This is a genomic window from Streptomyces sp. NPDC090077 (genome assembly GCF_044747545.1).
Classification (GTDB): Bacteria; Actinomycetota; Actinomycetes; order Streptomycetales; family Streptomycetaceae; genus Streptomyces.
Map to the genome: position 1 here is coordinate 120,644 of NZ_JBIVEG010000013.1, position 25,252 is coordinate 145,895.

The following is a 25,252-nucleotide window of genomic DNA, read 5'->3' on the forward strand; positions in this document are numbered from 1 at the left end:
TCAGGGAGCGTTCAGGTCGTCGAGGAGGAGGTCGACCAGACGGGCGCGCAGCGGGTCGTCGGGGGCGAGGTCGCCGGTGACGAGGTGGACGGCGTTGAGGAGTTGGTCGGTGGCCAGGCTCTCGCGGCGGGTGATCCTGGCCTCGAACTCGGCCAGGACTCCGGCCGCGTCCCGGGCGGCGTCCTCGCCCAGGTGCGCGGCGACGATCCCGGCCAGCCGGCCGTGGGCGGGTTCGGGCATCCGGAAGCGGATGCAGCGGCGCAGGAAGGGCGGCGGGAAGATGCGTTCGCCGTTGCTGGTCATGACGATGAACGGGAACTCGGTGCTGGGGACGATGCCCTTGCTGATGGTGGCGGTGGCGTCCGACCCCCAGAGCCGGACGTCGATGTCGCTCTCCGGGTGCCGGGCGAGCTCGGGGATCTCGAAGCTGCCCGACTCGATGACGTTGAGGAGGTCGCCGGGCAGGTCGATGTCGCTCTTGTCGATCTCGTCGACGAGGAGCATGCGGGGCCGGTCCCACGGCATCAGGGCGGTGCCGAGCGGCCCGAGCTGGAGGAACCGGCCGATGTCGTCGTCCTCGTTGCGGCGGGTGGCGTCCAGGCGGCCGAGGGCGTCGTAGCGGTAGAGGGCTTCGGTGAGGGTGCTGTGCGAGGTGACGTGCCAGTTCAGGACGGGGCCGAGGCTCAGTTCGTGGGCGACGGCCGCGGCGACGGTGGACTTCCCGGTGCCGGGCGATCCGGTGAGGAGCAGGGGGCGGCGCAGGCACAGGGCGGCGTTGACGGCTTCGGGCAGTCCCTCCGGGGGCCGGAAGGTGGCGGCGGCGGAGGCGGGGTCGGCCAGGCGCCAGGTCGGTGGCTGGGGCAGGGCGTCCGTGCGGGCCTCGCCGTCGCCGCGGTAGTAGGGGGTCCAGTTCATCGTCGTCCTCTCGTGCGGGCGTCGGCGGCCGTTCCGATGCGGGCCGTGTGCGTGCTGGTGGTGCGGCAGAAGGCGAGCCAGTGCCCGTCGTCCCAGACGGCGCGGAGCCGGGCCAGGGGCGGCACCGCTTCCTCGGCGCAGTGCCAGGCGGTGCGGTAGGCGTCGGTGAACCCGCCGGGCAGGGTCACCCACCGGTCGCGCACCTCCTCCTCGACGGCCGGCCAGCCGGTCACGGCGCGGTCCGGCCACAGGAGGATCGGGAACCGGGCGAGGAGCACCTCGAACAGGTGGTCCGGGTCGGTGTCGGCGGGTGCGAAGCGCAGGCCGAGGGCGCCGGGGTAGTCGTTCCTGACGAGGCGTTCCTCGAAGTCCTGCCGGTTCTCGGCGGTCTCGGGGTCCACCCAGTCGACGCTGCCGTACACGGCGTCGCCCCGGTCCTCCAGGTGGCGCAGCCGGTACGGGGCCTGGCGGGACAGCCGGCGCAGGTGGCGGGGCGGGTGGATGCGGGCGCCCCAGTGCAGGACGACCTGGTGGTGGGCGCCGAGCCGGATGCCGACGTCGGCTTCCTCGGGGCGCCATTGCAGGAGGGTCCTGGCGGGCAGGGCGATGTCCACCCGGTGCAGCAGGGCGGCGCCGAGGACGCCGTCCGCCCATTCGAGGACGTCGGCCAGGACGTCGGCGAGGTCGCCGGTGCCGGGCGGGCAGGGCGCGGTGGGGCGGGTGTGGGTGGGCCGGCCGCGGTCGTCCAGCAGCCAGGCGTCGGCGGAGCCGGGCCGGTCGTCGGCCGGGGTGGTGGCGCGCAGGTGGACGACGAGCCGCCGCCGGGCGTCGTCGGCGAGGTTCCGGAACCGTCGGTGCAGCAGTTCCGCCGTGGCGAGGTCGTGGCCGGCCCGGCGGCACCAGTCGGCGAAGGCCGCGTCCCCGATGTCCATCCCCGCGGTGGCCGCGAGGCGGACGACGAAGCGCAGCAGGGTCGCGCGGCCGTCGGGGTCGCCGACGGGCCGGTGCAGGGCGGCGGTGTCGAGGTGCTCGGCGAGTCCGTGGGGCCGTAGTCCGCGGGGGTCGGCCACGCAGTCGAGGAGGGCGCGGCGCAGGGCGGCCGGCTGGGCGGCCCGGGGCATCCAGGCCCTGGTGAAGGCGTGGGCGTCCAGGGCCAGGGCGATCACCCCGGCGACCTCGCGCAGCCGGAGGGTCTCCGGGGTGGCGGGCGCGGTGCCGACGGCGTCGATGAGGCGCGCCAGGTCCCCGGGGGTCCGGTGGGGCCGGTCGAGGTGGGCCGCGAGGACCGGGTGGGCCGCGGCGGCCCGGCTCAGGGCGGTGTCCAGGGCGTGCTCAGCGAGTGCGCTGGGCCGCACGGAGCGGTCCGGGCCGGGGGCCGGTGCCGCGCCGGCGGGGTCCGCGGGTCCCGCAGGGGGTGGCGGGGCGGGGACCGCATAGGGGCTGTAGGGGCCGTGGCGCTGCTGGTAGACGATGTCGACGAGGCCGGCCAGGCTCCCCCTCCCGAGGCGGTCCAGCCCTTCGGTGACCGCTTCCTCGAAGGTCCGGTGCGGGGAGGGCGTCCCCGGTCCGCCGTCGGCCGTGACGCCGGTGCATTCGACCAGGAGGTACTCCCCCTCGGCGACGAGCCGCGTCAGGGTGTCCCTGGCGGCCGTGGCGCCGATGGTCCAGTCGAGCAGGCCCCCGTCCATGAAGTGGTGGTCGTGCGGCCCGGGGCGGCCGCGCGGCCACACGGCGTCGAGGTCGTCACGGAGCCAGACCGCCGCCAGGGCGTGGTCCTCCAGCAGGACGACGAGGGTGCGCAGTTTGCTCGCCTGGCACAGGCCGGCGAACAGCAGCGTCAGTTCGAGGCAGTTGCCGCCCTGCGCGGCGACCTCGGCGGGTGTGCGGACGACCTGCTCGGCGGGGTGGAAGCGCCGGAAGTCGATCGCGGCGGTCTCGTAGCGCAGCCCCTGCGCGGCCAGCCGGTCGTAGACCGTCCGGACGGCCTTGCGGCGGTCCTCCGCGCGCTCCGGGTACGTGGGCACCGGCCCCTCGTACGTGCGGGCGATCTCCTCGGAGTCCACGTAGCAGGCGAGGCGGGCCGGTTCGGTCTTCTTCCACTTCTCCCACCGGCCGGGCGGCGGTGCCTGCGTGGTCACCAGACCTCGAAGACGTCGGTGACCGTCCGGCCGTCGAAGGACGCCGTGGCCTCGTGGACGCCGGGGGCGAGGCCGGTGACGGTCCAGCGGGCCGCGCCCTCGTGTTCGTCGAGGGTGACGCGGTCGGGCGGGCAGGGCGGTGAGAGCGTGAGCACGGGCGGGCGGGCGCCCGTGGTGACGCCCCGGCCCCGGCAGGTCACGACGACGGGCTCGCCCTCGGCGTGGACGTCGTCGACGTCGATCCCGAGGGCGAGGGGGTCCGGCCCTGCGGGGAAGGCCCCGCACGGGTCGTCCGTCCCGGGCTCCGGCCCGCCGGCAGGCGCCTGTAGGTCCTCCAGCCCGCTCCCGAGGGAGGCGAGCAGGCGCAGGAGGCGTTCCAGTACCCCGTCCGTGGCGTGGATCGTGGAGTGCGTGGCGTTCTCCCAGCCCCAGGTGGGGCGTTCGGACAGCTCGACGGGGATCGCGGCCACGGCCGGGACGCTGCGGTCCCCGGTGGCGAACCGGTGCCGCTCCTCGCCCAGGGCCTCGGGGTCCGTCGTGACGCGCAGCCGGCTCCCGTCGAACACGGCCGTCTGCGCGGTGCGGTGGCCGTACCCGACGACGGGCAGCAGCGGGACGGCCGGGCCGGGTGCGTGGGCGTCCATGCGGAGGTGGAAGTCCTCGTAGGCGGCCTTCGCCCGCGCGGGGTCGAGCGAGCCGAGGCGGACCGGGGAGCGGTGGACGTGGAGGGGGGCCTGCCCGGCGGGTGTGCCGGGGCGCCGGTCGAGGAGCACGGGGTAGCGCGGGAGGAGCTGGTGGACGGAGGTGAAGGCGCCGAGGACCTCGGAGACGGCGTCCAGGCGGACGCCGGGGGCGCGCACCCCGTTGGCGAGGACGTCCAGGGCCGCGAGGGAGCCGCGGAAGGGGGCGCCGAAGGTGATCGCCGTCCGGCAGTGCTCCCAGCCGCCGAGGACGTCGAGGTAGTACTTGGCGACGAGGCCGCCCATGCTGTGGCACAGCAGGACGACCTTGGGGCGGCCGTAGGGCAGGGTCCGGGCCCATTTGGGCAGTTCGCGGTCGACGAGGGCCTTCAGCCGCAGTGCGGAGACCCGGTTGTCGCGCCGCCAGTCGTACGCGAACTCGAAGAGGTTGGCCGGGCCGCCGTCGACGGCGCAGTCGCCCGGGACGAGGTCGAAGCAGCCGTGGAGGGCGCGGCGCAGTCTGCCGTACTGGTTGAGCTTGGCGAGGCCCGGGATGGCGACGGGGAGGCCGATGAGGCCCGTGGGGACGATGCCGTCGTCGTGGTCGGGGTCGTCGAGGAGGCGGGGGTCCCCGGCCAGTGCCTCCAGGGCCCGGCCGGAGCGGCGCAGCAGGCCGCCCAGGGCCAGCGGCGGCTGCCACACCGGGACACCGTCGCGGTGGAGCGTGCTGCCGCCGATCCCGGGCAGCACCACGATGAGGTCGTCGAAGCGCAAGCGGCCGTGCACGGTTCCCCCCAGGTACTCCGCCGGGCGCCCATCATGCCGTGCCCGGGGGTGTGCGGGCAGGTCCTTCGCCGATCCGGCGGCGGCCGGACCCCGGTGTTCCTCAGGACCGCAGCCAGATCGGGTTGGTGAGGGCGGCCGGTGCTCCGGGCAGGGGCGGCGCCTGGGGCGGGTGGCGGACCTCCGCGCGGACGTAGGCCGTGCGGGCGGGTGTCGTGCGCCATTCCAGGGAGGTCGCCGCGGGCACGGTGAGCACGGTGCCCTGGTCCGTGACCAGGCGCAGCTCGCCGCCCTCCGCGCCGGTCACCGACAGGCGTACGAGGACCTCCGTGTCCGGACCGGCCGCCTCCAGGGTCTCCCCGATGCCGGCGTGGGCCCCTCGGGGGGTGACGGCGGTGAAGTCCACGGAGACGGCGGAGGATTCGGCGGCGTAGGCGCGTCCGGCGCGCAGCCCGGCCAGGATCGCCCGGCGGGACAGGTCGTCGGCCAGGACGACGGTCTGGGGGCCGCCGATGCGGTCGGGGTCGCGGTGGTAGTCGCTGTGCGCCAGGGCGGGCAGCCAGCGGCCTCCGTCCGCGGCGCACAGGGTGGCGTCCCAGGAGGCCAGGGACACCTCGTCGTCGGGTGTCCAGGGGCCGTTCCACACCTCGACGGCGTCGGCGTCGGCGAGGCCGAACTTCCAGGCGCAGCCGATGCAGGTGGCGTGCGGGTGGGCGGGGACGACGAGGCCGCCCGCCTGCCGGACGGCGCGGGCGAACCTGCCGAAGCGGCCGTCGCGGGCCCGGTAGCGCCAGTCGACGAAGGTGCCAGGGTCGGTGCCGACGGCCAGGACGTGGCCGGTCCGGGTGGTGATCTCCTCGCCGGTGAGGACGAGGAGCCCGCTGTCGGCGGCGCCCGCCCAGGCGGTGTGGGAGCTGTGGGTGTTGTGCTCGGAGGTGTTGACGAAGTCCAGGCCGGCGGCGCGGGCGAGGGCGGTGATCTCGGCGGGGGTGCGGCGGCCGTCGGAGTGCACGGAGTGGACGTGGCAGTCCCCGCGATACCAGGCCCGGCCGCGGCCGGGGATCCGCTCGGGCGGGTAGGCCGCCGGGGCGGGGGGCGCCGGTTCCCCGTACGCGAAGGTGACGGTGATCTCGTAGGGCAGACCCTGCGGGGCGACGGTGTAGGGGCCGAGGGCTATGTGCCAGCGGCCGCGCTCCAGCGGTCCGGGCAGGTAGCCGGGGGTGGCCCCGTCCGTCCGGAGGAAGAACTCGCTGCGGGCGCCGCCGGACCAGCCGCGGAAGCCGCGGCCGCCGAGCGCGGTGCCGCGCTGGTCGAACAGGCCGATGTCGAGGGCGTTGCCGGGCGTGCCCGGCGGGGTGGGCGGCTTGTCGTAGCGGTAGGAGACGCGCAACTCGCGCACGCCGGACGGGACGTCGACCGGTACGTACACGAAGTCCGGCGCTCCGGGCGGGATCGTGCCGCGCAGGGTGGTGGTCGTGGTCGGCTCGGGTTCCCCGGCCGCCCCGGCGGCGGGTGAGGGGGGAGGGCCGGCGACGGCGCCGGCCGACGCTGCCGCCTGTGCCAGGAGTGCTCGTCTGCTGAGGGCCATGGGCCCAGGGTCCCGGGGGCAGGTGAATCCTCCGTTAACACCGGTGTGCCGGTCCCCGGCCCGCCCTCACGTCACCAGCCGTGACGGAATGGTGACGCTCCGGTCACGGCGGCTCGTCAGACTGGGCGGGAGACGACAGTGAGAGGGGGGCCGGACGTGCCCGTCAACCCCACCTTCCCGGGTGTGTACATCCACGAGGTCAAGAGCGCCGTGCACACCATCACCGGGGTGCCCACCTCGGTGACCGCGTTCGTCGGGGCGGCCGTCCGCGGGCCCACCGACCGGCCGGTGCACATCACGAGCTTCGCCGACTTCCAGCGCCTGTTCGGCGGGGTCGTCCCGCGCAGCCCCCTCGGGTACGCCGTCCACCAGTACTACGCCAACGGCGGCAGCGAGGCCGAGATCGTCCGGCTCGTCCACACCGGGGACGGCGACGACACCGAGAACGCCAAGGCCTCCGTCATCGTTCTTGGCGGACCCCGGACGGTCACGCTCGTCGCCCGGGGCGAGGGACGGTGGGGCGACGCCCTGCGGGCCCGGGTCGACCACGACACCGGCGAGGTGCCCGCGCCCGGCACCACCCGGACCCGGTACAACCTCACGCTGTTCGACAAGGGCACCGGGACGGTGGAGCGCCACCTCAACGTGAGCTCCGACCCCGAGGACCCGAACTCGCTGGACAGGGCGCTGAGTTCCTCGGCCCTGGTCACCCTGCCCGCCACCGGCCCGGTGCTCGACGCCGTACCGGCCGCGCACGAGGCGGTCGCACCCGCCGACGCGAGCCAGGATCCCTTCGACGACGCCAGGCCGAACCGGTACGAGCAGGCTTCGGGCGGCGCGGACGGAGCCGTGCCCGCGCTCGCGGACTACCAGGGCGGGCCGACCGGCCAGGCGTCCAAGACGGGCCTGTACCAGCTCCTGAAGACCGACATCTTCAACCTCCTGTGCCTGCCCGGCGCCCCGCAGTCCGCACTGGCCCCCGCGGCGGCCCTGTGCGGGGAGCGGCGGGCCGTCCTCGTCGTCGATCCGCCCGCCGGCTGGACGGGCGTCGACGCCGCCGTCGCCGGGATGGCCACTCCCCCGGTGACCGGCGACGCGGCGAAGAACGCCGTGCTGTACTTCCCGGACCTGGTCATCCCCGACCCCGCGGCCGGCGGCGTCCCCACGACCGTTCCGCCGTGCGGCACGGTGGCCGGGGTGATGGCCCGCACCGACGTGCAGCGGGGCGTGTGGAAGGCACCCGCGGGCACCGACGCCTCGCTGGCCGGGGTGAGCGCCCCCACGGTGGCCATGACCGACCTGGAGAACGGCAGGCTCAACCAGCTCGGCGTGAACTGCCTGCGCTCGTTCCCCGTGCTGGGTCCGCTCGTCTGGGGCGCGCGGACGCTGCGGGGCGCGGACCGGCTGGCCGACGAGTGGAAGTACCTGCCGGTGCGGCGGCTCGCCCTGTTCGTCGAGGAGAGCCTCTACCGCGGTACGCAGTGGGTGGTGTTCGAGCCGAACGACGAACCGCTGTGGGCCTCGATCCGGCTCAACGTCGGCGCGTTCATGAACGGCCTCTTCCGGCAGGGGGCCCTGCAGGGCGCGACGGCCCGGGAGGCGTACCTGGTCAAGTGCGACCGGGAGAACAACCCGCAGAACGACATCGACCGGGGCATCGTCAACATCGTCGTCGGCTTCGCGCCGCTCAAGCCGGCCGAGTTCGTGATCGTCCACATCGAGCAGCTCGCCGGGCAGCTGCAGGTCTGAGGAGCGAGACGATGGCAACGACCGCGCGGGTCGACCCGCTCAAGAACTTCCGCTTCCGCGTCCGGTACAGCGACAGCACCGTTCCGTTCCTCGGGGTGCACAAGGTCTCCGGGATGAAGCGGACCGTCGAGGTGGTCAAACACCGCGACGGCGGCGCCCCGTCGAACAGCGCCAAACTGCCCGGACGGGTGGAGTTCGACCCGATCGTCCTGGAACGCGGGGTCACCGTGAACGGCCACGAGTTCGAGAAGTGGGCCAACAAGACGTGGAGCCACGCCAATGCGGCGGGCGGGCGGGAGACCTCCCTGAAGGACTTCCGCCGGGACCTCGTCATCGACGTCCACGACGAGACCGGCCAGAAGGTGCTCTCCTACCACGTCTTCAACTGCTGGGTGTCGGAGTACCAGCCCTTCTCGGACCTGGACGCCAACGCGAACGCCGTGCTCGTCCAGCACGTCAGGCTGGAGAACGAGGGCTGGGTGCGCGACATCGCCCTGCCGCCCGCGGCCGAGGTCTCGTTCGACGACCCGGCGGTGTGACGGATGCCGGCGCTCACGCAGGCCCGGCTCCTCCGGGAGTGGGAGGGCGCCGCCGGGCAGGGGCCGGTGGCGCGGGCCGTGACCCTCGCTGCCGCGATGGGCGGGCACTCCTTCGACGAGGCCTGCGCTCTGCCGCTCGGGGCGCGCGACGCCCTGCTCGTCGGGCTGCGGGCGGCGTGCTTCCGCGGTGATCTGGCATGCCTCGCCGACTGCCCCGGCTGCGGGGAGGAGCTGGAGGTTTCGGTTCCGCTCTCGGACCTGTGCCCTCCCGCCGGAGGCGCGGACGGGGCCGGCGAGGGCGAAGTGTCCGTCGGGGGGCGCCTCGTACGGTTCCGGGCGCTGACGAGCCGGGACGTCCTGGCGGTGGCGCCGGACGGTGCGACCCGCCCCGACGCGCGGCGGCGGCTCGTCGGCCGGTGCGTGCTCTCCGTCGACGGGGAGGCCCGGGAGGACGAAGCCCACGAGGACGACGAGGAGGACGAGTTGCTCGCCGCCGTCGCGGCCGCGCTGCCCTCCCTGGATCCGCGGGCGGACATCCGGCTCGACCTGACGTGCGCCGCGTGCGGGCACGCCTGGGCCGCTCCGTTCGACGTCCCGGCACACGTCTGGGCCGAGGTCGACGCCTGCGCCCGGGGCCTGCTGGCCGACGTGCACGCGCTGGCCACGGCGTACGGGTGGCGCGAGGGCGACGTCCTCGCCCTCGGCGCGGCCCGGCGCCGCTACTACCTGGAGGCGATCGGGACATGAGGGACTTCGTCGACCGCGTCCTCGGCCTGCCCGATCCGTCGGCGGTCCGGCCCAGGACCCCGTCGTTCTTCGACGTGCCGCCGGTGCTCGACCCGCCGCCGCCCGGACCGGACGGCGAGGACGGCGAGGACGGCGCCGGAGCGCCGAGGCCCCGGGAGCGGCACCGCGCAGCCGGGCCGGAGGCGGTCGCGGGCCGGTCCCCGGAGCCGACGTCGGCCCCGGCTCAGGCCCCGGCCCCGGCCCCGGCCGGGATCCCGTACGTGCCCGCTCCGGCCGGCCGGCGCCCGGAGCACGTCCCGGCGCCGGACCCCGGCCGGGAGGCCGGCCACGAGCACGGCCCCGGCCACGGCTCCGGCCGCCCGCCCGGTGCGGGACCGGCGCGGGAGCGCGGCGGCGGGGCGGCCGCCCCGCCGCCGGTGCCCACGGCCGCCCCGGCCCGGCCCGCCGGGACCCGCGCCCCCGCTCCCCCGCCGCCGCAGCCGCCCCGCTCACCGGGGGAACCGGCCGGCCAGGCGCCGCCGGCGCCCCGGGCGCAGCGGCCCCGCGGGCCCGCCGCCGCGCCGGCGCAGGGGACCACCGTCCACATCACCATCGGCCGCCTGGAGGTCCGCTCCGCCCCGCCGCCGCGCGCCGCAGCCGCGGAACCCGCCGTCACCCGCAGGCCGCCTCGCGAGCCCGCCGTACCGCTCGACGACTACCTGCGGCGCCGCTCGGGCGGTGCACGATGAGCGACGCGCGGGCCATCGAGGCGGTCACCGAAACGCTGCGGGCCCTGGTCGACGACGGGATCAAAACGGTCCTGCCGGGGGCCACGGCCGTGGTCCGGCCGCCGGACCAGGTCAACGCGACCGCGCAGGAGGCGCAGGTCAACCTGTTCCTGTACCAGACCGGGACGGCCCCGGAGCTGCGCAACGAGCCGCCGCCGCAGCTGCTCCCCGGGGAGAGCGCGGAGCCCGCGCTGCCGCTCGTCCTGCGCTACCTGCTGACCCCGTACGTGCCGGACCACGACGACCTCGTGGCCCACCGGCTGCTCGGCGCGGCCCTCCGCGCGCTGCACACCCGGCCCGTGCTGGCGCGGGGCGAGCTGGCCCGGACCGCGCCCTACAGCGACGTCGCGCGGCAGGTCGACACCATCCGGATCACCTGGCACGCCTTCGAGGAGAAGGACATCTTCTCGCTGTGGAGCGTCTTCCAGACGCCCTACCGGCTGACCACGGCCTTCGAGGTGCGGGCCGTCCTGATCGACTCCGGGCGTCCCGCGCGCACCCCGGCCCCGGTGCTCACCCGCGGTGCGGACGGCCGCGGCCCGCGGGCCGCCGCCGACGTCCGCTCGACGGCGCCGCGGATCGACGGCGTGCGCTACCCCGGCGACCAGAGCGCCGCCCGGGCCGGGGACTCCGTGGAGCTGCACGGTGCGAACCTGTCCGGGGTGGGCACCGTCCGGCTCGCCCATCTGACCTCGCCGCTCGCCGTCGACGTCCCGGTACCCGCAGCGGCCCGCTCCGCGCGGGGCCTGGTCCTCACCCTCCCGTCGGGGCTGCCCGCGGGCATCTGCGCGGTGACGCTCAAGTCCGGTTCCCCTCCGGCCGAGCTGCCGGCCGGCCCCTGGTACCTCGCCCTCGCCCCGCGGATCACCAGCCCGATGCCCGCCGCCGCGGTGCGCGACGCCCGGGGCGACGCCGAGGTCGTCGTCCGTGCCGACCCGCCGTTCGCCGCCGGACAGCGGGTGGCCCTGCTGCTGGGCGGCGATGCGCACGCCGCCCGCGAAGTCGCCGGGGACACCGCCCGGTTCACCGTCGTACGGGCCCGCCCCGGCCGGCACCTGATGCGGCTGCGGGTGGACGGCGTGGACAGCCTGCTCGTCCTGGACCGCGCCGCGAACCCGCCCGTGTACGACCCCACCCAGCTGCTGACGGTGACCTGATGCACGCGACCGACGGTGACAACGCGCGGTTCCTCACCGCCTCCCTGGAGTGGCTACGCCTGGTGCTGCGCCGGTACGCCGAGGACCTGCCGCGCCCCGGACACCCCGCCCCTCCCCCCGGCCCGCCCCCGGAACCGGAGCCCGTGCCGGCGGCTGCCGGCCGGCGGACGGCGTCGGCGTGGGTGCGCGGGCACCGTGCCGCTCCGGCGCCCGTCCCCACCGGGGCTCCGGCACCCGCGGCCGCGCGGGCGGACCGCGGGCCCACGGCCGAGGAGGTCGCCGCGGCCGCCGCGCGGGTCGCGCATGCCGAGGCGGCCGTACCGGCGCCCCCGCTGGTGGCGCTCGCCCGGCAGCTGGGCCTGAGCCGGTTCGAGCGGGACGTCCTGCTGCTGTGCCTGGCCGAGGAACTCGAACCTGCCATGGGGGCGCTGTTCGCGGCCGCGCACGGCAGCGGGGCGATGGCCTTCCCCACGTTCGCGCTGGCCCTCGCCGTGCTGCCCGAGCCGTCGTGGGAGGCCCTCTCCCCGCACGGCCCCCTGCGGTTCTGGCGGCTCGTCGAGATCGGCCGCGCCGCCGGGTCGGCGCTCGTGACGAGTCCGGTCCGCGCCGACGAGCGGATCGTCGACCACGTCAAGGGCCTCCGGCACCTCGACGAGCGGCTGTCCGTCCTCGTCACCCGGCTGCCGCCCGGGATGCGGGCGGCGCTGCCCGCGTCCCAGCAGGCCGCCGTCGCCCGCTGCGCGCGGGCCTGGGAGGGCTCCCCCGCGCCCGTCGTCCACCTCGTCGGGGGCCGGCCGGACAGCAAACGGCTCGTCGCGGCCCGCGCGGCCGCCTCGTTCGGGCTGACGGCCTACCGGCTGCCGGCGCCGCTGCTGCCCGAGCGGGCCGCGGACGCCGACCGGCTGGCCCGGCTGTGGGAGCGGGAGGCCGGGCTCATACCCGTGGCGCTGTACGTGGACGCCGACGACGACCACGGGCACGGCGGGTTCGACCCCGCGGTGCTGGGGCGGTTCCTCGCCCGGCTGGACGCGCCCGTGTTCGTCGCCTCCCGGGACGCGGGGGGCGGTCTCGGAAAGGCAGCCGAGGTCGTCGACGTCGGGCCGCCGACCCCGGGCGAGCGGGCCGCGGCCTGGCGCGAGGCGCTCGGTCCCGCGGCGGACCCCGTCCAGGTCGGGCTGCTCGCCCGGCAGTTCGAGCTGGACGTGCCGGCGATCGTGGAGGCGGCCGGGACGGGCGGACCGGACCGGGTCCGGGAGGCGTGCCTGGCCCGGAGCCGGCCGCGGCTCGACGGCCTGGCCCGGCGGGTGCGCCCCGAGGCGGGCTGGGACGACATCGTGCTGCCGGAGCACGCCGGGGCCCTGCTGCGGCAGATCGCCGGCCAGGTGGCCCGGCAGGAGACCGTCCACGACACGTGGGGCTTCGGCGAGCGGCAGACCCGCGGGCTCGGGGTGACGGCGCTGTTCACCGGGCCCAGCGGGACGGGCAAGACCATGGCCGCCGAGGTGCTGGCCCGGGAGCTGGGCCTCGACCTGTACCGCACGGACCTGTCCGCCGTGATGAGCAAGTACATCGGCGAGACGGAGAAGAACCTGCGCCGGCTGTTCGACGCGGCCGAGGCGGGCGGCGCCGTGCTGTTCCTGGACGAGGCGGAGTCCCTGCTCGGCCGGCGCAGCGAGGTCAAGGACGCCCACGACCGGTACGCGAACGTCCAGGTCGACTACCTCCTGCAGCGCATGGAGTCCTACCGGGGGCTGGCGATCATGGCGACGAACATGCGCTCGGCGCTCGACGCCGCGCTGGTGCGCCGGCTGCGGTTCGTCGTCGAGTTCCCGTTCCCGGACGTGGCGCAGCGCCGGGAGATCTGGCTCAGGGCGTTCCCGGAGCGCCTGCCGGGCCGGAACGGGCTGGACTACGAGCGGCTCGCGCGGCTCGACGTCAGCGGGGCCACGGCCCGCACCATCGCGCTCAACTCCGCCTTCCTCGCCGCGGCGGAGGGGGGCGGGATCACCATGCCGCTCGTGCTGCGGGCGGCACGGGAGGAGTTCCGCAAGCTCCAGCAGCCCGTGCGGGAGCGGGACTTCGTCTGGCCGCGGCCCGCCGATCCGGACAGTGAGGTGCCGTCATGAGGGTGGAAGTGCACATCGAACGGCTGGTGGTGGACGGTGCGGAGCTCGGGGAGCGTCTCCCGGGGCCCGGGCACCGGCTGCCGGCGCACCGGGAGGAGGCCTTCCGGGCCGCGCTCGTCGGCGAGCTCTCCGCGCTGTTCGCGGCGCCCGGCGCGGAGCTGCCGCGGGCCCCGCGGGCGGCCGGTCCGGTCGTGGTCGCCCTGGCCCCGCCGGAGGGCTCCGCCGGGGCCGCGGCGACCGGCAGGGCGGTCGCCCGGTCGGTGTACGCGGCGCTCGTGCCGGGCGGCGGGCGGGGGCGGGCATGACCGGGTTCCCCGGAGCGCCCCGGGTGGTCCGCGGCGGCTTCGTGCTGCTCGACGCGGACACGGGCCGGCCGCTGCGCACGGTCCCCTTCCAGTTCAACCCCGACGCGCTGACGCGGACGGTGCAGCCGCAGGGCATCGGCCCCGAGCCCGGGGACCGGCTGGAGGCGTTGCGGCTCAAGGGACCGCCGCACGAGACGTACAAGTTCGAGGCCGAGTTCGACGCCGCCGAGCAGCTCGGCGATCCCGACGCGCATCCGGTGGAGGCGCGGAGCGGGCTGTTCCCCGTCCTGGCGGCCCTGGAGAGCGGCATGTACCCGAGCGTCGCGCAGCTCCTCGCCGAGGACCGGATGGCCGGCCTCGGCATGATCGAGGTGGCGCCGGTCGAGGCTCCGCTGACGGTGCTCGTGCTCGGGCGCAGCCGGGTGCTGCCGGTGCGGATCACGGAGTTCACGGTGGCCGAGGAGGCCTTCGACGCGGCGCTGAACCCGATCCGGGCCAGGGTCTCCGTGGGCGCCCGGGTGCTGACCGTCGACGACCTCGGCTTCCGCCACAAGGGCGGGCTGCTCTACCTCCAGCACCACCGGGCCCGCGAGCTGTTCGCCGCCCAGGTGACCCGTACCCCCACCGACCTCGGCCTGACGAGTCTGTGAAGGAGCCGGCGTGTTCTCCGCCACCAGCCGTTACCGGAACGTCCCGACCGCCGGGTTCACGCTGCCCGGCGGCCGCACCGTCAGCTACGTGCGGCGCCGGTTCCCGCCGGACCCGGACAGCCTCACCACGCTCACCACGCACACCGTCGCGCCGGGCGAGCGCCTGGACCACGTCGCCGCCCGGGAGCTGGGCGATCCCGAGCAGGCCTGGCGGATCGCCGACGCGCACCGGGTCCTGGCCCCCGGGTCGCTGACGGCGGTGCCGGGCCGGCGGCTGCGGATCACCCTGCCCGCCGGGATGCCGCAGGGCTCCGGTGTGCCCGACGCGGGCGGGGGCCTCGGTGGCTAGCGACCTCCGGCTGATGCTCCTGATGGGCCCGGTGCTCGCCGTCCCGGTGCCCGCGCCGCTGGCCGACGCCCTCCAGTCGGTCCGGGTCACCACGTCCTCGGGGCGGGCGAGCGGCTTCCAGCTGGCCTTCGCCGTGAGTGCCCGCTCGGTCGTCCAGCGGTCGCTGCTGCCGCTGGGCTTCTTCGACCCGGGGATCCGGGTGGTGCTGGTCGCCGTGGTCTCCGGCACCCCGACCGTGCTCGCGGACGGGATCGTCACCCAGCAGGAGCTGTCGCCGAGCGCCGAGCCCGGGGCCGGCGTGCTGACCGTCACCGGCGAGGACCTGTCCGTCCTGATGGACGTGCGCCACGAACGGGAGTGCTTCCCCGGACTGCCGCACCAGGCGCGGGTCGTGGCGATCTGCGCCAAGTACGCCGCGTACGGGATCGTGCCGGCCGCGGTGCCGCCCGTGCTCGCCGACGTGCCGGACCCGCTGGAGCACATCCCGGTCCAGGCGGGCACCGACCTGGAGTACCTGAGGGCCATGGCCTCCGAGGTCGGTCACGTCTTCTTCCTGGAGCCCGGCCCGGTCCCGGGGAGCAGCCTCGCCTACTGGGGTCCCGAGGTCCGCACCGGGCCGGTCCAGCCGGCCCTGACGCTCGGGGCGGGCGCCGCCGCCACCGCCGAGTCGCTGTCGTTCACGTACGACGGGCTCTCCCGCACCCAGTACGCGGTCGACGTCACCGAGCCCGTGAGCAAGGTGCGGATCGGCCTGCCGGTCCCCGACGTCAGCCTCCTGCACCCCCCGCTCGCGGCCCGTCCGGCGGTGGCGCTCAAGCAGGAGCCGGTGCCGGACCTCGGCGGCCGGTCGGTGGCCGAGGCGCTGCTGCTGGGACTGAGCCGCACGGCCTCGTCGGCCGACGCGGTCCGCGGCAACGGCAGGCTCGACGTGCTGCGCTACGGGCACGTGCTGCGGGCCCGCCGGCTGGTGGGCGTGCGCGGGGCCGGCCCGGCGTACGACGGGCTGTACTACGTCTCCAGCGTCACCCACGACATCAGACGCGGCGAGTACAAGCAGAGCTTCACCCTCACCCGCGACGGCCTCGGCCCGCTGACCCCGGTGGTGATCCCGTGACGAAGGACGCGAAGAAGTACCACGGCCCGTACCAGGGGGTCGTGGCCTCCAACCTCGACCCGCTGCGGTCCGGACGGCTCCTGGTGCGGGTCGCGGACGTGCTCGGCGACGACCCGTGCATCTGGGCGGATCCGGCGACGCCGCTCGCCGGACCCGCCAGCGGGATGTACGTCGTCCCGCTGGTCGGTTCCGGTGTCTGGGTGCAGTTCCTGGACGGCGACCCCGACCGGGCCGTGTGGACGGGCTTCTGGCGGGGCGGGGCCGGCGAGGTGCCGGCCGCGGCGCAGGCCGCGCCGGACGGCGTGCCGCAGGTCGTGATCGGGACGCCCGCCCAGAGCTGTCTGCTGATCTCCGACTTCGCCGGGCCCACGGGCGGCATCCTGCTGCAGCTGAAGGGCCCGGCGGGTCCGTACATCCGGCTCTACGAGGGCGGGATCGAGATCGGCGCCTCCGCCGCCGGACCGACGATCAAGGTGACGCAGGCCGGGATCGACCTCGGCAACGGCGCGCTCACCGTGCTGCCGGGGTGAGCGCGGTGCCCGGTGTGGTCGTGACGACCGCGACGGCGGTCACCTGCGGGCACCTCGCCCCGGTGCGGAACACCCCGGCCCAGACGCGGGTGCTGGCCGGCGGCGCGCCGCTCGCCACCTCCCTGGACCAGCTGGTCGTCACCGGCTGTCCGGGCGTGTCCGGTTCGCCGCCCTGCACGAAGGTGCTCTGGACCGGGCTCGCGGCGCGGGTGCTGGCCGGGGGGCGGCCCGTCCTCGTCCAGGAGGTCCCGCCGGCCGGTCCGGTGCCCGGTTCGGGCGTGTGCGCGGGGCCGCCGCCGACGACGCCGGTGGTGCTCGCCGGCCAGCTCCGCGTGACGGCGGGGTGAGGGCGGTGGACGTCGGCTTCCCGTTCGGGATCGCCGGTACCGGGCGCACCCGGCTCACCGGCCCCGAGGACCACGTGCGCGACATGGTCGAGCAGGTCCTCTTCACCAGCCCCGGCGAGCGGGTGAACCGGCCCGACTTCGGGTGCGGTCTGCTCGACCTGGTCTTCGAGCTGAACGGCCCCGACCTCGCGGCCGCGCTCCGGGTGACCGTCCAGGGCGCCCTGCACCGCTGGCTCGGCGACGTCATCGCCGTCCGCTCGCTCGACGTCACGGCCGGGGAGGCCGTGCTGCGGGTCGAGCTCTGCTACGTGCTCCTGGCCACCGGCGGCGTCCGGACCGAGACCTTCGACAGCGGGGTGACCAGGTGAGCGGTGAGCGCGCCTTCGCGGTGCGGGCACGGGACGCCCGCGCCGCCGGTCTGGGCGGGATCGAGGCCGTGACGGTGGACGCGAGCCGGACCCGGCTCTCCGTCTCCCTGTTCGGTCCGGCGCCCGGGGGGCTGGGGCCGGCCAACTTCCGGATCGACGGCGGGGTCGCCGCCCGGGACCTGCGGGTGGTCTCGGTCTACGCCGGCCCCGATGCCGGTGCGGATGCCGGTCCCGGTCCGGAACCCGGAGCGCCCGGCCGGCTGCTGCTGGAGCTGGACCGTCCGGGGGACCTCTCGGCCTACCGCCTCCGGCTGGTGCGGACGGACCCGTCCGGACGGCCGGGCACGGAGCCCCTGCCGGGTTTCGACCCCTTCTTCGCCTCCGCCGAGTTCACCTTCGGCCAGGACTGCCCGGCACCGGTGGACTGCCGGCCGGGACCCTGCGGGCCCGCGGCGTTCCCCGAGCCGGTCCTGGACTACCTCGCCAAGGACTACGCGAGCCTGCGCCGGGTCCTGCTGGAGCGGCTCGGCCTGACCGTGCCCGCATGGGGCGAGCGGCACGCCGCCGACCTGATGGTCACGCTGGTCGAGCTCCTCGCGTACGCCGGCGACGAGCTGAGCATGGAACAGGACGCCGTGGCCGCCGAGGCCTACCTGGACACCGCCCGGCTGCGGACGTCGGTGCGCCGGCACGTGCGGCTCGTCGACTACCCGATGCACGACGGGTGCGCCGCGCGGGCCTTCGTGTGCCTGTCCGCGGACGCGGAGGTCACCCTGCCCGCCGGGACCTTCCGCTTCCGGGCCGGCGGGGAGGTCTTCGAGCCCGTGCGCGCCGAGCGGGTCACCGTCCGCCCCGCGCACGCCCGGATCCGGCTGTGGTCCTGGGGGGAGCCGGAGTTCTGTCTTCCGGCGGGGGCGACCTGCGCGGCCCTGCGCGACGGGGAGGCCGGACGGCGGCTCTCCCTCGAACCGGGTGACGTCCTCGTCTTCGAGGAGGTCCTCGGGGCGGCGACCGGGCTGCCCGCCGACGCCGACCGCAGCCACCGGCAGGCGGTGCGGCTCGTCGCGGTCCGGCGCCGCACCGACCCGCTCTACGGACAGCGGCTGCTGGAGGTGGAGTGGGCGCAGGAGGACGCACTGCGGTTCCCGCTGCGCGTCAGCGCCGTCGGGGGCCCCCGCTGCGCCCCGCTCGAAGTCGCCGTGGCCCGGGGCAACGCCGTACTCGTGGAGCACGGGGCGAGCCGCACCTGGTGCGGGGCCGACCCGGAGCGGGTGGTGTGGCCCGGGGCCCCGGCGGGGGTCCCGGGGTGCCCGTGCCCGCCGGAGGACGGGTGTGCCGGGCCCGGCGGCCCCGCGCTGCTGCCCGCGTACCCGCCGCTGCCGGACCGGTTCACGCCGCGGGTGCCGGGCGACGGCACTGCCGGGCCGGTCACCTGGACGGTGCCCTTCCCGCTGCCGGCCGACGTCGCGCGGGCCCAGGCCGGACGGCTGGACGGGGTCGCGGTCCGGGCCCGGGAGCGGCTGTCGGCCCTGCTGCGCGCCGCCGAGGAGGGCCGGGTCCCCGACGAGGCGGCGCTGGCCTGGCTGACGGCCGTGTTCGGCGCGGCGGTGCTGCGCCGGGTGCGGCTCGGCACCGACCCGGCCGGCGCGCTGCGGACCCTGCTCTCCCGCTTCGACGAGCTGCTGGCGCGCAAGCTGGCCCGGCTGGGTGAACTCGCCCGCCGGGCCCGCGCCGGGTACGTGCTGGCGGCCGGTGACGAGGGCTGGGAGGTCGGTCAGACCTGGGGCCCCGCCGAGGGGGACGCGCTCGATCCGGGGCGCGCCGTCTTCTCCGGTCCGGCCGCCAGGGCGCTGGCGCCCGATCCCCGGGAGGCGCTGCCCGCCGTGGAGGTCACCGCGGACGGCGACGGTGCGGGGGCCTGGCTGCCGCGGCGCGACCTGCTCGACTGCGGGCCCGCCGACCGCGCGTTCGTGGGCGAGCTCGACGACGAGGGCGTGCTCGGGCTGCGCTTCGGCGACGGCCGGGCGGGTGCGCGGCCCGCCCCGGGCTCGGTGCTGCGGGTGCGCTGCCGGCTCGGGAACGGTACGGCCGGGAACGTCGGCGCGGAGGCGGTCGACACCGTCGAGCTGTGCGGGGTGGAGGGCGTGCCGGTACGGGTGCGCAACCCGCTGCCCGCCACCGGCGGCGTCGACCCCGAGCCGCTCGCCCTGGTGCGCCGGCGCGCCCCGGGGCACGCCGCCCGGCGGCTGCTGCGGGCCGTCACCGAGGCGGACCACGCGCAGCTGGCCGGGGAGGTGCCGGGGGTGCAGCGGGCGGGCGCCCGGCTGCGGTGGACCGGGTCCTGGTACGAGGCGCAGGTGGCGGTGGACGCGCTGGGAGCGGGCACGGCGCCGGAGCGGCTGCTGGACGAGGTGCGGGAGCGGCTGCACCGGGTGCGGCGGATCGGGTACGAGGTGCGCGTGGGGCCGGGCCGGCAGGTGCCGCTGAGGCTCGCCCTGTGCGTCGGGGCCGAACCGTCGGCGGTGGCCGGGCACGTGCGCGCGGCCGTGTCCCGGGTACTGGGCTGCGGGCTGCTGGCCGACGGCACGCCGGCCCTCTTCCACCCCGACGCGCTGACCTTCGCGACGCCGGTGCGGGTGAGCCGGATCGTCGCGGCGGTCGCGGGGTTGCCGGGGGTCCTGTCGGTGTCGGTGACCGCGCTGGAGCGGCTGTTCGAGCCGTCGCCGGACGCGCTGCGCGACGGCGTCCTGCGGCTGGGGCCGGACGAGATCGCGCGGCTCGACGCCGATCCGGCCCGGCCGGAGAACGGCGTACTGGAACTGCGGATCGGGGGCGGGCGATGAGCGGGGACGGCGCGCACGGGGGAAGTCCCGGCGGCGGGAGCGGCGGGTGCGGGTGCGGCGGGTGCGGCCGCCGGTGCGGGTGCGGCGGCGGGTGTGCGGGCGGCGGCGGGTGTGCGGGCGGCCTCCCGACACCCGCGTCCACGTACAACCCGCCGGGCCTGTCCGCGCTGGAGTACCGCACCGGCACGCACGGGCGGTTCATGGCCTCGATGCTCGAACGGCTGGCGAGCCGGCCCGAACTGGCCCGGCTGACCGCACGGACGGCCGACGACCCGGCCGTGGCCCTGCTCGACTGCTGGGCGGTGGTCGCGGACGTCCTGACCTTCTACGGGGAACGCCACGCCCAGGAGGGCTACCTGGCCACGGCCGTCGAGCCGGAGTCGCTGCTGCTGCTCGGGCGGCTCGTCGGCCACCGGCCGCGCCCCGCCCTCGGCTCCGGCGCGTACCTCGCCTACACCCTCGCCCCGGGCGCGCGGGCCGTCGTGCCCGCCGGGTCGCAGGCCCGGAGCGTGCCCGCGCAGGGACAGCTGCCGCAGGCCTTCGAGACCTCCGAGGACCTGCCGGCCGACGCCCTGTGGAACACCCTCGCGGTACGCACGACCGCGCCGCCCCGGCTGGAGGCCCGGACGGCGGACCTGACGGGGCGGCTGACCTTCACCGGTTCCGCGCTGGGCATCAGGCCCGGCGACCGGCTCCTGCTGCTGTTCGGCACGGCCCACGCGCCGGCCGTCCGGGTCGCGGCGGCCGCCACCGCCGACTACGCGGCCGCGCTCACCGTCGTCAACCTGGTCCCGGTCTCCCCCGCCGCCCCGGCCGGGGCGGCCCGGGAGGCGCTGGAGACCGCCTCCGTCACCGGCCCGGCGGTACCGGCCGCGGCCGTGCTGCGGGCGGCGCTCGCGGCGGCGCTCGATCTGGTCCCTTCCGGCGGGGACGGCGCGGGCCCCTCGTACCGCGGCCTCGCCGAGGCCTCCCGGCTGCTCGGCGAGGCCGTCTCCTTCACGGCCGCCCGCCCGAACGCGGCCCTGGCCGGGTGGCTCGCCGGGGAGGTCGCCGCCGCGGTACGGGCGCTGCGCGCCGCGCTGGTGGGCCTGGCCGCCGCGCGGCGCCGGAGCCTGCCCGAGGTCGAGTACCTGCGGGCGCTCGCGCACGCCCTGGCCTGCCCGGACCTCGGCGAGGGCCGGGCCGGGGAACCCCGCGGGGCCGAGGACTGCGGCGAGGCCGGCTGCGACCGGGCGACGGCCCTGGTCGCCACCGCAGCCGTGCTCCCCGCCCTGCGCCGCACCCCGCCCCGGCCCCCGGCGGCGGGGCGCGACCTCGCGACCGGGCTGTGCGAACTGTGGGACCCGTCCTCCGACTCCGTGCCGGGGCTGCTCGCCGCGGCCGACCCCCGGCTCGCCGGCGCCGTCCACCGGGCCTGGGCCACGCAGCGGATCGCCCGCCCCCGGCAGAACGCGGGGGTACAGGTGCTCCGCGTCAAGGCGCGTCCCGTGGACCCGGCGGTCGACCCGGACCGCGGGACGCCTCCCGAGGGCACCGAGCTGCTGTACCTGGAGGGGCACCACGACGGTGTGCTCCCCGGCACCCTGGTGGTCTGCGAGCAGGCCGGCACGACGCCGTCCCGGCACGTGGCCGGGGTGGTCGGGGCGGCCCAGCTGAGGGTGCCGTTGCCCGCACCGGCCGGCACGCCGCCCGTCTTCGTGCCCGTCACCCGGCTCGTCGTCGACGGCCCGTGGCACGCCGGCGGTGACGGCTCCGTCCCGTACGGGGAGATCACCGTGTGGGGGGCCGGCGAGCCCCTCGGCCTCGCCGAGGACCCGGTCACCGACGACGTGGGCGGCGACCGGATCGAGCTCGCCGGGGTGTACCCCGGGCTGCTGCCCGGCCGCCGGCTGGTCGTCTCCGGCGAACGCACCGACGTGCCGGGCACCACGGGCGTCCCCGGCAGCGAACCGGCCATGATCGCCGCGGTCCGCCAGGGCATCGGCCCGGACACGGGCGGGGACACCGTGCACACGACGCTCCTGCTCGCCGCGCCGCTCACCTACGCCTACCGCCGCGACACCGTGACCGTCCACGGCAACGTCGTGCCCGCCACGCAGGGCGAGACCCGCTCGGAGGTGCTCGGCAGCGGGGACGCCACCCGCGCCGGGCAGTCGTTCGCACTGCGGCAGGTCACCGCGGCCGCACCGCTGACGCACCTGCCGGCCGGCACCCCCGGCGGCGCCGGACCCGCGCTGACGGTACGGGTGGACGCGGTCCGGCGGCACCCGGCCGAGGACCTCTCGCTGCTCGGACCCGCGGACGGCTCGTACGTCCTGGAACGGGCAGCGGGCACGGGGGCCGACGGCGTGGCGGTCACCTTCGGGGACGGGGTGCACGGGGCGCGGCTCCCGACCGGGGTGGAGAACGTCACCGCCGTCTACCGGGTCGGCGCGGGCCCGGAGGGGAACCTGCCGCCCGGCCGGATCACCCAGACCGTCAGCCGGCCCCTCGGGGTGAACGCGGTGACCAACCCGCTGCCCGCCACGGGCGGCACGGCCGCCGACGGTCCGGGCGACACCCGGGCCGGGGTCCCGCTGCGCACCCGGGCCCTGGACCGGCTGCTGTCCGTGCGCGACCACGCCGACTTCGCTCGCGGCCGGGCCGGGATCGGGCGGGCCGCGGCCACCCGGCTGTTCGACGGGCGGCGCGAGATCGTGCACGTCACGGTCGCCGGTGCGGGGGACGCTCCGCTGTCCGCCGGGGATCCGCTGACGGCCGGTCTGGCGGCCGCGTTCACCGGCTTCGGGGACCCGCACCTCCCGGTCCGCGTCGACGTCCGGGAGCTGGTCCTGCTGGTCCTGTCGGCGGGCCTGAAGGTACTGCCGGACCACGCGTTCGAGACCGTGGAGCCGGCGGTGCGGGCCGCCGTGCTCGGCGTCCTCGGCTTCGCCGCGCGGGACCTCGCCGAACCGGCCCGGCTGAGCCGGGTCCTGGCGGCGATGCAGGCGGTGCCGGGGGTGGACTACGTCGACGTCGACGTGTTCACCGGGATCACCGCGGCCACGGACCCGACGGCCCTGGTCGGCCTGGCGGACCGCCTGCGGGGCGCCGCGTCCGCCGTGGAGGCGGTGCCGGCCCGCACCGCACCGCAGGTGCACGTCGTCGGCCACGACCCGACCGGCGCCGCCGACACCCTGACCTCGATCGCCGTGCGGTACGGCGTACGGGTGGAGGAGATCGTCACCCTCAACCCGGGCCTGCGGTCGCCGGTGCTGGAGCGGGGCCGGCGCCTCGTGGTCGCCACGGCCGTCCGCCCGGCCCAGCTCGCCGTCATGACCCCCGACCTGCCCGAGACGCTGATCCTGCGGAGGCTGCCGTGACCACCGGTGCGGAACGGAACCTGTACGAGCTGCTGCCGGCGGTCCACCGGCGCCGCGACGCCGAGGAGGGCTTCCCGCTGCGGGCGCTGCTGGCCGTCGTGGAGGAACAGCGGGCCCTCGTACGGGATTCGGTGCGCGGGCAGTACGCCGACTGGTTCGTGGAGACCTGCCAGGACTGGGTGCTGCCCTACATCGGCGCGCTCGTCGGGTACGAGGCGCTGCCCGGCCACGAGGAGGCGCTGGCCCGCGGGGGCGAGGAGGCCGCGCGGCTGGCCGCGGTGGTCGCGCCCCGGCGGGACGTCGCCCGTACCTACGCGAGTCGGCGCCGCAAGGGCACCCTCGCCGTGCTGGAGGACCTGGCGCGCGACGTCGCCGACTGGCCCGCCCGGGCGGTGGAGTTCCGTACCCGGCTCGGCCGGGACCAGCCCGTGCGGCGGTACTCGGCGTACCCGCCGGACGCCGGGGACCGGCTGCGCGAGGGCGGCCTGGCGGACCTGCGCCGGGGAGCGGAACTCGACCTGGTCGACGGGCCGTTCGACCGGCTGGCGCACACGGCCGGGGTGCGCCGGGTCGCGTCGGCGTACGCCCCGGGCCACGAGGGCGTCGCGGGCGTCGGGTTGTTCGTGTGGCGGCTCGGCGCGCACCCCCTGACCCGGGCGCCCGCGCACTGCGTCGACCGCGACCGCGGCCACTACACCTTCGGCGTCCTCGGCAACGACACCCCGCTGGTGACCCGGCCGGTGCGGGAGCCCGCGCCGACGCACGTCGCGGACGAGACGAACGTGCCCGCCTTCATCCGGCGCCGCGCCTTCGAAGAGCGCACGGCGCACTACTACGGGCCGGGCAAGAGCCTGTGCGTCTGGACCGACGGGGACGCTCCGGTGCCGCTGTCGGCGATCGTCGCGGCGGACCTCTCCGACTGGGGCCGGGTGCCCGGGCGCGGTCAGGTCGCCGTGGACCCGGTCCTCGGCCGGATCGCCTTCCCGGCGCGGTCGGCCCCCGAGTGCGGGGTGCGGGTGAGTTACCACCACGCCTTCTCGGCGCCCATGGGCGGCGGGGAGTACCCGGTGGCCGCCGCGCCCGCGGGTCCGGACGCGGCGCACTACCGGGTCGGCCCCGGGGAGGAGTTCGTACGGCTGACGGACGCGGTCGCGCGCTGGTACGAGGAGAAGCGGGCCCGTCCGGCGCGCCGCGAGGCGGTGATCGAGCTCGTCGGGTCGGTGGCCTTCCAGGAGCAGGTCGAGATCCGGCTCGACCACGGCGACCGGCTCACCGTGCGGGCGGAGTCCGGGAGCAGGCCGGTGCTGCGGCTGCTGGACTGGTACGCCGACCGCCCGGACGCGCTGCGGCTCACCGGCACGGGCCGGGGCCGGGGTCCGCTGCCCTCGGTGCGGCTCGCCGGACTGCTGGTGACCGGCCGGAGCGTGCGCGTGCGGGGTCCGGTCGGGCGGGTGGAGGTCAGCCACTGCACGCTCGTGCCGGGGTGGTCGCTCGGCGGGGACTGCCGCTGCGAGCACCCCGGGGAGCCGGCCCTCGAACTCGTGCGGACCCCGGCCTGTCTGGAGGTCCACCACAGCATCGTCGGGCCCGTCGTGGTGGAGGCGGACGGGGCCCGCACCGGGCCGAACCGGATCTTCGTCGACGACTCGGTCCTCGACGCCACCTCGGAGCGGCTGCCCGCGCTCGGCGGCCCCGGCGGCGGGTGCGCGTACGCCGAACTGTCCGCGCGGCGCACGACGGTGTTCGGCTCCGTGCGCGCCCACGAGGTCGGGCTCGTGGAGAACTGCCTGCTGACCGGCCCGGTGCACGTCTCGGTACGCGGGCGCGGCTGCGTACGGTTCAGCTACCTGCCGCCCGGTTCGCGGACGCCCGCGCCGTTCCACTGCGAGCCTGCCGCTTCCGGGGATCCGGCGCGCGTCGTGCCCCGGTTCACCAGCACGGCGTACGGCACCCCCGGGTACGGGCAGCTGTCCGCGGCGTGCGCGCCGGAGATCCGGCGGGGGGCCGACGACGGGTCCGAACTCGGCGCGTTCCACGACCTGTTCCAGCCCCAGCGGGAGGACGGGCTGCGCCGGAGGCTGGCGGAGTACACCCCGGCCGACGCGTCGGCCGGGGTCCTGTTCGTCACCTGACCGCCCGCCCCGCCCCCGCGGCCCGCCCGTACCGTCCCACGTCGTGTCACCGAGGAGGCACCT

The 25,252-nt window shown here is 76.8% G+C and carries 20 protein-coding genes; 16 read left to right on the forward strand and 4 right to left on the reverse strand.

Annotated elements, in window-relative coordinates; genetic code table 11:
- The 4 genes from ACIPW5_RS22310 to ACIPW5_RS22325 form a co-directional block, all read right to left on the reverse strand.
- Nucleotides 1-915 carry an AAA family ATPase gene (locus ACIPW5_RS22310; protein WP_401247496.1) on the reverse strand — a complete coding sequence of 305 codons (915 nt, stop codon included), beginning with the start codon at nucleotides 913-915 and terminating at the stop codon, nucleotides 1-3.
- Complete coding sequence (locus ACIPW5_RS22315) at nucleotides 912-3,053, reverse strand: hypothetical protein (protein ID WP_401247499.1); 2,142 nt, start codon at nucleotides 3,051-3,053, stop codon at nucleotides 912-914. The genes ACIPW5_RS22310 and ACIPW5_RS22315 overlap by 4 nt, the downstream gene beginning before the upstream one ends.
- On the reverse strand, nucleotides 3,050-4,519 hold the full coding sequence (locus ACIPW5_RS22320) for an esterase/lipase family protein (protein ID WP_401247502.1): 1,470 nt from the start codon (nucleotides 4,517-4,519) through the stop codon (nucleotides 3,050-3,052). Before ACIPW5_RS22320 ends, ACIPW5_RS22315 begins: the two co-directional genes overlap by 4 nt.
- Nucleotides 4,520-4,619: 100 nt before the next feature.
- Nucleotides 4,620-6,104: a CehA/McbA family metallohydrolase gene (locus tag ACIPW5_RS22325; protein WP_401247505.1), complete on the reverse strand. Its 1,485-nt coding sequence runs from the start codon at nucleotides 6,102-6,104 to the stop codon at nucleotides 4,620-4,622.
- Nucleotides 6,105-6,260: 156 nt separating this feature from the next.
- Between ACIPW5_RS22325 and ACIPW5_RS22330 the strand changes: the two genes are divergently transcribed.
- The 16 genes from ACIPW5_RS22330 (at nucleotide 6,261) to ACIPW5_RS22405 (ending at nucleotide 25,189) form a co-directional block, all read left to right on the forward strand.
- Nucleotides 6,261-7,853, forward strand: a complete 1,593-nt coding sequence (locus ACIPW5_RS22330; RefSeq protein ID WP_401247507.1) for a phage tail sheath family protein — start codon at nucleotides 6,261-6,263, stop codon at nucleotides 7,851-7,853.
- A gap of 11 nt (nucleotides 7,854-7,864) precedes the next feature.
- A complete protein-coding gene (locus ACIPW5_RS22335) occupies nucleotides 7,865-8,392 on the forward strand; it encodes a phage tail protein (protein WP_401247509.1) in 528 nt (175 codons plus the stop codon).
- A 3-nt stretch (nucleotides 8,393-8,395) separates the two neighbouring features.
- On the forward strand, nucleotides 8,396-9,139 hold the full coding sequence (locus ACIPW5_RS22340) for a hypothetical protein (protein ID WP_401247512.1): 744 nt from the start codon (nucleotides 8,396-8,398) through the stop codon (nucleotides 9,137-9,139).
- Nucleotides 9,136-9,867: a hypothetical protein gene (locus ACIPW5_RS22345; RefSeq protein WP_401247515.1), complete on the forward strand. Its 732-nt coding sequence runs from the start codon at nucleotides 9,136-9,138 to the stop codon at nucleotides 9,865-9,867. The genes ACIPW5_RS22340 and ACIPW5_RS22345 overlap by 4 nt, the downstream gene beginning before the upstream one ends.
- Nucleotides 9,864-11,063, forward strand: a complete 1,200-nt coding sequence (locus ACIPW5_RS22350) for a DUF4255 domain-containing protein (RefSeq protein ID WP_401247517.1) — start codon at nucleotides 9,864-9,866, stop codon at nucleotides 11,061-11,063. The genes ACIPW5_RS22345 and ACIPW5_RS22350 overlap by 4 nt, the downstream gene beginning before the upstream one ends.
- The gene (locus ACIPW5_RS22355; protein WP_401247520.1) at nucleotides 11,063-13,189 is read left to right on the forward strand and encodes an ATP-binding protein; all 2,127 of its coding nucleotides are present in this window, start codon (nucleotides 11,063-11,065) and stop codon (nucleotides 13,187-13,189) included. The genes ACIPW5_RS22350 and ACIPW5_RS22355 overlap by 1 nt, the downstream gene beginning before the upstream one ends.
- Nucleotides 13,186-13,494 (forward strand): hypothetical protein, encoded by a 309-nt coding sequence (locus ACIPW5_RS22360; protein WP_401247522.1) that lies wholly within the window; start codon nucleotides 13,186-13,188, stop codon nucleotides 13,492-13,494. Before ACIPW5_RS22355 ends, ACIPW5_RS22360 begins: the two co-directional genes overlap by 4 nt.
- Nucleotides 13,491-14,144: a hypothetical protein gene (locus tag ACIPW5_RS22365; protein WP_401247525.1), complete on the forward strand. Its 654-nt coding sequence runs from the start codon at nucleotides 13,491-13,493 to the stop codon at nucleotides 14,142-14,144. The genes ACIPW5_RS22360 and ACIPW5_RS22365 overlap by 4 nt, the downstream gene beginning before the upstream one ends.
- Before the next feature lie 10 nt (nucleotides 14,145-14,154).
- Nucleotides 14,155-14,493 (forward strand): LysM domain-containing protein, encoded by a 339-nt coding sequence (locus ACIPW5_RS22370; RefSeq protein ID WP_401247527.1) that lies wholly within the window; start codon nucleotides 14,155-14,157, stop codon nucleotides 14,491-14,493.
- Nucleotides 14,486-15,607: a hypothetical protein gene (locus ACIPW5_RS22375; protein WP_401247530.1), complete on the forward strand. Its 1,122-nt coding sequence runs from the start codon at nucleotides 14,486-14,488 to the stop codon at nucleotides 15,605-15,607. The genes ACIPW5_RS22370 and ACIPW5_RS22375 overlap by 8 nt, the downstream gene beginning before the upstream one ends.
- On the forward strand, nucleotides 15,604-16,137 hold the full coding sequence (locus ACIPW5_RS22380; RefSeq protein ID WP_401247533.1) for a phage baseplate assembly protein V: 534 nt from the start codon (nucleotides 15,604-15,606) through the stop codon (nucleotides 16,135-16,137). Before ACIPW5_RS22375 ends, ACIPW5_RS22380 begins: the two co-directional genes overlap by 4 nt.
- A gap of 20 nt (nucleotides 16,138-16,157) precedes the next feature.
- Nucleotides 16,158-16,484, forward strand: a complete 327-nt coding sequence (locus tag ACIPW5_RS22385; protein WP_401247536.1) for a hypothetical protein — start codon at nucleotides 16,158-16,160, stop codon at nucleotides 16,482-16,484.
- A 5-nt stretch (nucleotides 16,485-16,489) separates the two neighbouring features.
- A complete protein-coding gene (locus ACIPW5_RS22390; protein WP_401247539.1) occupies nucleotides 16,490-16,852 on the forward strand; it encodes a GPW/gp25 family protein in 363 nt (120 codons plus the stop codon).
- On the forward strand, nucleotides 16,849-19,695 hold the full coding sequence (locus ACIPW5_RS22395; RefSeq protein WP_401247542.1) for a putative baseplate assembly protein: 2,847 nt from the start codon (nucleotides 16,849-16,851) through the stop codon (nucleotides 19,693-19,695). Before ACIPW5_RS22390 ends, ACIPW5_RS22395 begins: the two co-directional genes overlap by 4 nt.
- A 200-nt stretch (nucleotides 19,696-19,895) precedes the next feature.
- Nucleotides 19,896-23,057 carry a putative baseplate assembly protein gene (locus tag ACIPW5_RS22400; RefSeq protein ID WP_401247545.1) on the forward strand — a complete coding sequence of 1,054 codons (3,162 nt, stop codon included), beginning with the start codon at nucleotides 19,896-19,898 and terminating at the stop codon, nucleotides 23,055-23,057.
- Nucleotides 23,054-25,189 (forward strand): hypothetical protein, encoded by a 2,136-nt coding sequence (locus ACIPW5_RS22405; protein WP_401247548.1) that lies wholly within the window; start codon nucleotides 23,054-23,056, stop codon nucleotides 25,187-25,189. Before ACIPW5_RS22400 ends, ACIPW5_RS22405 begins: the two co-directional genes overlap by 4 nt.
- Nucleotides 25,190-25,252: the final 63 nt, after the last annotated feature.